This is a genomic window from Coriobacteriaceae bacterium (genome assembly GCA_025992705.1).
Classification (GTDB): Bacteria; Actinomycetota; Coriobacteriia; order Coriobacteriales; family QAMH01; genus QAMH01.
Map to the genome: position 1 here is coordinate 1,661,764 of DAJPGJ010000001.1, position 3,555 is coordinate 1,665,318.

Annotated in this window: 6 protein-coding genes; all 6 read right to left on the reverse strand. The window is 55.2% G+C overall.

What is annotated here, in order from left to right:
- Window positions 1–7: 7 nt before the first annotated feature.
- The 6 genes from OIM11_07385 to OIM11_07410 all read right to left on the reverse strand — a co-directional run bounded on the left by OIM11_07385 (window position 8) and on the right by OIM11_07410 (window position 2,874).
- Window positions 8–454, reverse strand: coding sequence for a PIN domain-containing protein (locus OIM11_07385; protein HJJ00949.1), 447 nt, complete (start codon window positions 452–454; stop codon window positions 8–10).
- Window positions 438–734: a hypothetical protein gene (locus OIM11_07390; protein HJJ00950.1), complete on the reverse strand. Its 297-nt coding sequence runs from the start codon at window positions 732–734 to the stop codon at window positions 438–440. The genes OIM11_07385 and OIM11_07390 overlap by 17 nt, the downstream gene beginning before the upstream one ends.
- An 89-nt stretch (window positions 735–823) precedes the next feature.
- On the reverse strand, window positions 824–1,108 hold the full coding sequence (locus OIM11_07395) for a hypothetical protein (protein HJJ00951.1): 285 nt from the start codon (window positions 1,106–1,108) through the stop codon (window positions 824–826).
- Window positions 1,109–1,678: 570 nt separating this feature from the next.
- The gene (locus OIM11_07400; protein ID HJJ00952.1) at window positions 1,679–1,978 is read right to left on the reverse strand and encodes a BrnA antitoxin family protein; all 300 of its coding nucleotides are present in this window, start codon (window positions 1,976–1,978) and stop codon (window positions 1,679–1,681) included.
- Complete coding sequence (locus tag OIM11_07405) at window positions 1,956–2,228, reverse strand: BrnT family toxin (protein HJJ00953.1); 273 nt, start codon at window positions 2,226–2,228, stop codon at window positions 1,956–1,958. The genes OIM11_07400 and OIM11_07405 overlap by 23 nt, the downstream gene beginning before the upstream one ends.
- Window positions 2,229–2,643: 415 nt before the next feature.
- Window positions 2,644–2,874: a BrnA antitoxin family protein gene (locus tag OIM11_07410; protein ID HJJ00954.1), complete on the reverse strand. Its 231-nt coding sequence runs from the start codon at window positions 2,872–2,874 to the stop codon at window positions 2,644–2,646.
- Between the last annotated feature and the right edge of the window lie 681 nt (window positions 2,875–3,555).

The following is a 3,555-nucleotide window of genomic DNA, read 5'->3' on the forward strand; positions in this document are numbered from 1 at the left end:
CTTTTGTTTATACCCCGACTCCCTCGAAACACAGAGCATGCCGCTGCTCCATAAGCGCGAGCCATTCGCTTGGCGAAACTACCGGCACGAGCGAACGGGAGAATCCCTTGGTGTCCCGCGTGACAAGATAATCAGCGCGGGCGCTCTGCGCGCATAACGCCACGAGACAATCCTCGAGATCGTCCCAGCCAAGACGCAGCGCGTTTGTATAATCGGTCGGAGACAACGCGACGGGAGTCACAACTTGCAACAGCGTCTCCAGGGCGGCCTGGACCCTACGAGGCCCTAGATATTTGCCGAGCACATAAAATGCGTCGTTTATCGTCTGGCCCGCAATCCATAGCCTTGCATCCCCGAAAAATCCGGCTGCCATCACACGCTCTGCTTCGGTGCAGAAAGGCTCTTTGCGGCCCAGATAGTCAATGACGACGCAGGTATCAAGCAAGAGATTCATAACTCGCCGCCCTTTGATCAGCAATGAGACGCTTGTAGTCGCCATCTGCAGCGTCATCGCCCCAATCGATGGCAAGCGTGCTCTGCTGCACGAACTTCTCGAAAGCCTCTTGTTTGAAAGGTTGCTCAGCTGTCGCCCCGGGCAGACGCCCCTCGGCAAGGAGGAAATCATAGGCGTTGTTCACGAGCTCTGACGCCGTGGCACCCAGCGAGGCGAGAATGGCGGCAGCAGCTTCCTTCTTTGCCTTGGGAACCCGCGCGCTTACCAGTGCGCTTTCCATTTCGCCTCCAATCTGTATGACGTATTACAGTATACAAACACACAGGTCAGAAAGCAACGAAGGCGCTAGAAGATGCCCTCGGCCTTGTCTCAGATCGCCTTTGCCAAGACAAGCGCGGCCTTCTCCAAGGCCGCATCGCGCATGAACGCGGATTTCTTCATGCCTGATGCCTTGGCGGCTTGCTCAATCATCTGCGCACCCGACTCAGGACACTTGAACGATAAATTGGCATTTGGCTCGTCAGAAAGCCTGGGCCTGCCCACACGAAGCTCGACAAGACTTCCCTTCCACGTGCCATCCTCCCATTCACGTACCCTCGACTCAATCTCCTCGTCACTTAAGACGTATCCATTTGCAAGTTTACGCTCAGTCATCGCCCGCGCCTCCTCGCCTTCTCAACCTCGACACGCGTTCGTCTGGACAGCGGCGTGTTCGCATGATAGACAAGCCATCCCGTCTCCGTCCTCGCGCCAACCATTTCAATGTCGCGCTGATGTGCATCTCTCCCAATCCACAGGTATTCCGGAAAGCTCGGGCTATCCGGTCGTACTGCCTCGTAATATACGTTGCTCCATGCGGCGACGACATCCTCTTTGGAGAGTTCAGGATGACGTGCAAACACACGAGGATGAATCTCCAAGCCGTCCATGGGTTCCTCTATTTTCTACTACTTTATTATACTACTTTATTAGATCACGAACTGAAGAAACTAACCTCTCCTACCCTACCCCTCGCTTCTAACAGAATCGCCGAGCGCGCGTGGTCGAATCTCCGGGTCTTCCCGGAGCGATCTCGGACATGAAGCCAAATGACTTCGGGGTGATATGCGGCACCACGGGCGAAGCGACCGAAGCGAATCCCCTGTCATTTCGAGCGGGGCAAAGTGGCCCCCCGTCATTTCGAGCGCAGCGAACGGAGTGAGCGGAGTCGAGAAATCTCGTCTTCTAACCGATGCCGTCATGTGCTCTGCCATTTGAGTCCGCATAGCCTCGTTCGGATACTCGCTCGGCGGCCAGGCGCTCCCCTATCCACATGTTGATGACACCCTGGCGCGTCGTGGCGAAGTGACGCGCCGTAGCGTCAAGCTCGTCGATCATCCACTCGGGCATGTTGATGTTAATCTTGCGCGCCTTATCGTCCCGGTTAGGAAACTTAACGGAGTCTTCCTCGATAAACGGGGTCATATCTCCCCCATTGTCGAAGTACTCGTCGATGCCCATGTTATTCATTGCGCTTTCTGTCATAGAACGAGACCTCCTTCCCCGTCGACCTTCTAACGGAAATAATTCTGGTGTTGTCCGGCCGTATGGTATAAATGGCCGACCAACAGCAGCCCGCATACCGCGCGATCAGCATCTTGCGAAACTCCCCCTTGCGATCGACTCGCATCGTAATCATCTCCGGGTCCTCCCAGAGCCTCTGGGCCTCCTCGAAGTTGATACCGTGTTTCTCTTCGTTTGATGCGCTCTTGGCAGGGTCGTATTCGAAGTTCATGCAGAACGCCTTTCTGATATATATTATACCTCTAATAGGTATCTATTGGAGGTATAAAAGCGGATTCGGATACCTCCACTGTCATCACTGGCATCAATTACCCTATCCCTCGCATCTAACAGAATCGCCGAGCGCGCGTGGTCGAATCTCCGGGATTTCCCGGAGCGATCTCGGACATGAAGCCAAATGATTTCGGAGTGAGATGCGGCATCTTGCCATTTCGAGCGAGACGGGTGCCTCCGTGCGAAAAACTAGAGCCAGTCCCAGCAGGACCGGCCCTTACAAAACCTTGCGGTTTTTCTACGTGCAATTATGTTCTCAAACATTCTGCATCGCGTCAATTGCCTCGCGTTTTTACCGATGAAGACAATGCGCTTGACAGGTCGAACAAGAAGGCGCTTCTTGGTTCTGTCCGTTACGAGAACGCAAGGTGCTTGCCCTCGTCGCGACACTGCGCAAGGTACATGTTGATGATGGTCTGGTAGGGCACGCCCGTACGCTGCGCCTCGGCCTTGAAGTAGTCGATGGTGTCGCTGTCGATGTTGATGGTCACCCGACGGCGTGTCTTGCCGGCATAGGGGTTCGGAAGGCTGTCCGAGAAGTCGATCTCGGCGGGCATGTCCGCATTCTCTGTCATATCACTCATTACGGTACCTCCAATACTGCCGTTCCTCGGCCGTCGTCGCCTTCCTGGCCGAAATTATCCTGACCCTCGACCCGCTATCTCTCATGCAGTGACACACCGTGAGCACGCGCGCCCTCAGGTCCATACCCATGAGAAAGAACCTCTCCTCATGGTCTAAATGTCTCGTATCCGGCACGATGCGAGCGTACGGATCCGAGAACGCATCGGAAGCCGACTCAAAGCTCACACCATGCTTGGCGAAATTCGCGTCGGCCTTGCGAGCGTCCCATTCGAAGTCAACGTAACCGTCAGTATATATGATGTGTATATTATACATATATAATGCATCCTTACCAAGGTCGTCTCCGGCGCGTCAGCCATACGCGATTGGTACCATGCGTGCCAACCGCTCCTCTCCCCCACCCTACCCCTCGCATCTAACAGAATCGCCGAGCGCGCGTGGTCGAATCTCCGGGTCTTCCCGGAGCGACTTCGGACATGAAGCAGAATGATTTCGGAGCGAGACGGGACGTGATTACGCCCCTTCGTCCCCGCCTGTCATTTCGAGCGGAGCGAACGAAGTGAGCGGAGTCGAGAAATCTCACACCGGAGATTTCTCCACTACGGCGCTGCGCGCCTCCGGTCGAAATGACAACGTGGGGCGCTACACAAGTGGGACAAATGACCTGTTCATTTGTCCCG

Excerpts from the sequence above, each read along its gene's own strand:
- OIM11_07395 (HJJ00951.1), bottom strand. The coding sequence starts at position 1,108 with ATGACTGAGCGTAAACTTGCAAATGGATACGTCTTAAGTGACGAGGAG.
- OIM11_07405 (HJJ00953.1), bottom strand. The coding sequence starts at position 2,228 with ATGAACTTCGAATACGACCCTGCCAAGAGCGCATCAAACGAAGAGAAA.
- OIM11_07400 (HJJ00952.1), bottom strand. The coding sequence starts at position 1,978 with ATGACAGAAAGCGCAATGAATAACATGGGCATCGACGAGTACTTCGAC.
- OIM11_07390 (HJJ00950.1), bottom strand. The coding sequence starts at position 734 with ATGGAAAGCGCACTGGTAAGCGCGCGGGTTCCCAAGGCAAAGAAGGAA.
- OIM11_07385 (HJJ00949.1), bottom strand. The coding sequence starts at position 454 with ATGAATCTCTTGCTTGATACCTGCGTCGTCATTGACTATCTGGGCCGC.
- OIM11_07410 (HJJ00954.1), bottom strand. The coding sequence starts at position 2,874 with ATGAGTGATATGACAGAGAATGCGGACATGCCCGCCGAGATCGACTTC.